This window comes from Psychrobacter sp. 72-O-c (assembly GCF_904846605.1).
GTDB lineage: Bacteria > Pseudomonadota > Gammaproteobacteria > Pseudomonadales > Moraxellaceae > Psychrobacter.
Genome location: NZ_CAJHBI010000059.1, coordinates 1 through 4,491 on the forward strand (window position 1 = coordinate 1; position 4,491 = coordinate 4,491).

Annotated in this window: 5 protein-coding genes; 4 read left to right on the top strand and 1 reads right to left on the bottom strand. The window is 40.0% G+C overall.

The window, feature by feature from the left end; all coding sequences use genetic code 11:
• Positions 1-81: 81 nt before the first annotated feature.
• Positions 82-720, bottom strand: coding sequence for a hypothetical protein (locus tag JMX97_RS13480; RefSeq protein WP_201558930.1), 639 nt, complete (start codon positions 718-720; stop codon positions 82-84).
• A 188-nt stretch (positions 721-908) separates the two neighbouring features.
• On the opposite strand from JMX97_RS13480, the gene JMX97_RS13485 reads away from it, so the two are divergent.
• The 4 genes from JMX97_RS13485 (at position 909) to JMX97_RS13500 (ending at position 4,409) form a co-directional block, all read left to right on the top strand.
• On the top strand, positions 909-2,435 hold the full coding sequence (locus JMX97_RS13485; RefSeq protein ID WP_201558931.1) for a type I restriction-modification system subunit M: 1,527 nt from the start codon (positions 909-911) through the stop codon (positions 2,433-2,435).
• The gene (locus tag JMX97_RS13490; RefSeq protein ID WP_201558932.1) at positions 2,425-3,675 is read left to right on the top strand and encodes a restriction endonuclease subunit S; all 1,251 of its coding nucleotides are present in this window, start codon (positions 2,425-2,427) and stop codon (positions 3,673-3,675) included. The genes JMX97_RS13485 and JMX97_RS13490 overlap by 11 nt, the downstream gene beginning before the upstream one ends.
• A gap of 63 nt (positions 3,676-3,738) precedes the next feature.
• Positions 3,739-4,047, top strand: coding sequence for a hypothetical protein (locus JMX97_RS13495; RefSeq protein WP_201558933.1), 309 nt, complete (start codon positions 3,739-3,741; stop codon positions 4,045-4,047).
• 2 nt (positions 4,048-4,049) lie between these two features.
• A complete protein-coding gene (locus JMX97_RS13500) occupies positions 4,050-4,409 on the top strand; it encodes a hypothetical protein (protein WP_201558934.1) in 360 nt (119 codons plus the stop codon).
• Positions 4,410-4,491: the final 82 nt, after the last annotated feature.

The following is a 4,491-nucleotide window of genomic DNA, read 5'->3' on the forward strand; positions in this document are numbered from 1 at the left end:
AACCAGACTAGAATTCAAAAGGGCTTGGGCTATAAATCGCCAAGACAGATGTGGTTTGACTTTTATCGTCACGCTGCGTAATTATAATCTCCCAAGTTTATGTGTACGGGATTGACAGCAGGGGTCAGTTGATGCGCCATTAGAGTCATAACTGAGTAGTAGATTCTCTGAAGTCTCTATACAGAACCATGCCGTGTTATTACTGTCTCGCGTCAATGACCAGTCTTGGCTATACGTGCCTATTCTTTTGCGCATACTGTTATCGGCATACACGTTTTCAGTGATCAGTTTACTAGAGTCGCCAACTGTAGCCATCTTGGGAATAGTGGTCGTTTGAGTCGATAGCGAATACTCACCTGAGCTGTCAGTAAAGCCGTGGAATACTAATGGATTCAGAGTAAAGTAGTTAATAGCGACTGATTGATTGGTGATTTGATCGTTCAGCTTATTGATCGTGTTTATTTCGGCACCTTGTACGGGTTTGTTGTTGAACACCATACTGCCTTTGGGCGTGACTTTAATTTCTGCTGATACATTTTGGTTGTCTACAACCGCCATTAACTTTTGGCTGCGCTCTTTGGTATAGATGTTGAGCATCGCAGCCTCAACGGGATACTCGGTTACTACGTTGCCAGTATTACCAACCGCTGTGCCATTGTTCATACTAGCGCAAGCGCTTAAGCTCAGTCCTACTGCGATATATAATCCTAGTTTTTTCATTATTTGTCCCTCTGTTTTAATTAGTAAGTTTAATTAGATATCTGGTTTAAATAGTTTAATTAGATAGCTTATATAAACGTCTACTATAATCGAATTTTTAAGCAATGACATCTGCCAAGTATCCTAGACCCTGCTATCATTACGTCAATATAACAATTAACGATTTCCAGAGCTTTGAAGGATAAAGAATGCCCACCAGTCAAATCAATCAAGACGATATTAATAAAGCCGTATGGAATGCTTGTGACACCTTCCGCGGGGTAATCAGCGCCGATACTTATAAAGACTTTATCTTAACCATGCTGTTTTTAAAGTACATCTCTGATGTCTATAAGGACGAGTACAACAAGCTGGTTGAGCAATATGGCGGCTCTGGTAACGAAAACCCAGAATTGATCCATGCCATGATGTCAAAGCAGCGCTTTGTATTGCCTGAAGGCGCAAGCTTCTGGGATTTATACGAGCAGCGCCATCAAGCCGGTAACGGCCAACGTATTGACCAAGCCTTACACGCGTTAGAAGAAGCCAATGGTACTAAGCTTAAAAACGTCTTCCAAGATATTAGCTTTAACACCGATAAACTGGGGCAAGAAAAACAAAAGAACGACCTACTCCGTCACTTGTTAGAAGACTTTGGTAAAGACATTCTAAACCTAAGCACTGAGCGCGTCGGTAGCTTAGATGTGATTGGTAATGCTTATGAGTTCTTAATCAAGCATTTCGCTGCTGGTAGTGGTGCTACGGCTGGTGAATTCTATACGCCACCAGAAGTGTCCGATTTATTAGCCACTATTCTAGAGCCTATTGAGGGCGATCAAATATGTGACCCTGCTTGTGGTTCAGGCTCTCTCTTGATTAAATGCGGGGCGATGGTACGCAAAAATTCTGGCTCTAAAAAGTATGCACTATTCGGTCAAGAAGCCATTGGCTCGACGTGGGCATTGGCAAAAATGAATATGTTCCTACACGGTGAAGACAACCACCGTATTGAGTGGGGCGATACCATTCGTAATCCGCTGCTATTAGATAAAGACGGTCACTTATTACAGTTCGATGTGGTGACTGCCAACCCACCGTTTTCACTGGATAAATGGGGTCATGAAGATGCCAGTAGCGATCCTTATGGTCGTTTCCATCGTGGTGTACCGCCGAAAACTAAAGGCGACTATGCCTTTATCAGTCATATGATTGAAACCTTAAAACCCAGCACTGGTCGTATGGGTGTGGTTGTACCGCATGGTGTGCTGTTCCGCGCATCAAGTGAAGGTAAAATCCGTCAGCAACTCATCGAAGAAAATTTACTTGATACGGTGATTGGTTTACCAGCTAGCTTATTCTTTGGTACGGGTATTCCAGCTGCTATTTTGCTGTTTAAAAAGAATAGAGGCGATAACAAAGTACTGTTTATCGATGCCAGTAATGAGTTTAAATCAGGTAAAAATCAAAACCAGCTAACTCCTGAGAACATTCAAAAAATCATTGAAACTTATAAAGCTCGCAAGAATGTCGATAAATACGCATATCTTGCAAGCTTTGATGAAATTAAGGAAAACGACTTTAACCTTAATATTCCGCGTTATGTCGATACTTTTGAAGAAGAGGCTGAGATTGATTTGGTAGCGGTACGGTCTGAACGGTTGGCGTTAAAAGCTGAGTTAGATGCGTTAGAGGTTGAGATGGCAGGGTATTTAAAGGAGTTGGGTTATGGTGCCTAACGGGTGGAGAGAAGGGAAAGTAAAAGACCTTGTAAAATCTTTGGATGCTGGTGTCTCTGTGAACTCTGAAGATGATGGGAATATAAATTCTGAGTTTAAAATATTAAAAACTAGCTGTGTTTCCACTGGTATGTTTCGACCTAAAAAAGCAAAATCAGTTGTAGATTCAAAGGAAGTTGCTAGATTAAAAGAGCCTGTAAAAGCTGACTCTATTATCATTAGTCGCATGAATACTCCAGCTTTAGTGGGAGCAAACGGCTATGTAGAAACTGAAATATTAAATTCGTTTTTACCGGATCGACTGTGGCAAGTTAAGCCACGTGATAACAAAGTAAATATGAAGTGGTTAGGTTATTGGTTCTCTTCAAGCCATACTCGATATGCTTTAAGTTCAACTGCTACTGGCACAAGTGGCAGTATGAAAAACATCACTAAACCAGATGTGTTAAATATAAAAATTAGTATTCCACCACTTCCAGAACAACAAAAAATTGCCAAAATCCTATCCACTTGGGATAAAGCGATTAGCACTACTGAACGTTTAATTGACAATAGTACTCAGCAGAAAAAAGCGCTAATGCAGCAATTGATGACGGGTAAAAAATGTTTAATTGATGAGTCAGGGAAAAGGTTTGAGGGTGAGTGGGAAGAGATTAAACTAGAAGATATATGTATCGTTAATCCTAGAAAACCAATTATGCCTGAAGATGGTTTAGTCTCTTTTGTTCCAATGGATGCAGTGTCAGAAGATGCTAAGCTTATGAGACAAGAGATTAAGAAATATGATGATGTATCAAAAGGATTTACATCTTTTATCAATGAAGATGTCATAGTAGCAAAGATAACACCTTGTTTCGAAAATGGTAAAGGTGCGTTTATCGATGGTCTACATAATGGAATTGGTTTTGGCTCAACAGAGTTTCATGTACTCCGTGCAAAAGAAAATAATCACGCAAAATTTATCTATTACTTAAGCTTAACCAGTGAGTTTAGGAGTAAAGGTAAAATGAACATGCAAGGTTCAGCAGGGCACAAACGTGTAACTACTGATTACATTAGACTTTATAAGTTTTTAGTTCCACTAACGTACAAAGAACAACAAAAAATTGCTGCCGTTTTAACCAATGCTGACCAAGAAATCGAGTTATTTGAACAGCAGCTTGCTGATTTACAGCAAGAGAAAAAGGCATTGATGCAGCAGTTATTGACGGGTAAGAAAAGGGTTTTGGTTGAAGAGTGATTGATACAAATTATTTATTCAAATGGTTTAGAATAAATCAAATGGCTAAAAGGATTAAATGACATGATTGAAGTGACCGAAGCGGTAAAACTTGCGCGTAAACTGGCTAATGATTTCTATCAAGACGAAGATATTAAAAACTTAGGCTTGGAAGAGGTTGTGTTTGACGATGATAGTAAAGAGTGGCGAATCACTTTAGGCTATGACTCCTATCGAGTAAAAACCACAGAAATAGCGCCAAATCCTTATTCAGCAATCAGTGCATTTGCGCCTAGCAACATAGAAAAAGAAACCTTACGCGAATATAAAACGTTTCGCATTGGTGCTGAAGGTGCCATTTTTAAAGGTATGTTAATACGTGATGTAGGTTAGCAGTGAACCATCATTATATTGACAAGTCGAAACGAGTATTGCTTGATGCCAATCTGTTGACCATGTATTTGGTTGCGCAATTGGGTGATGGTGAAGTTGAGAAGTTTAAGCGCACACGGGAATATACGACGGCTGATGCTAGGATATTGGATAAGACTCTATTAGGGTTCAAATCCATTATCACCACACCGCAAGTATTAACTGAAACTGCTAATCTACTCGACTGGTTTAGCGATGCAAAGCGACAAGTGCTATTTGGTTATTTAAGTCACTTTATTGTCCAGATGGATGAGAAATACTTGCCCGCCAAGCAAATTATAATACCAATCCCAATAATTAAAGTTGTGCCCAAGTTCGAGTAGTCAAGGAGCGAACCCTCTCTGGCTGCTCAAGCAACTTATTCCAAGCACAGCAAGCCGCATCAACAATAGACTCATAGCTCTC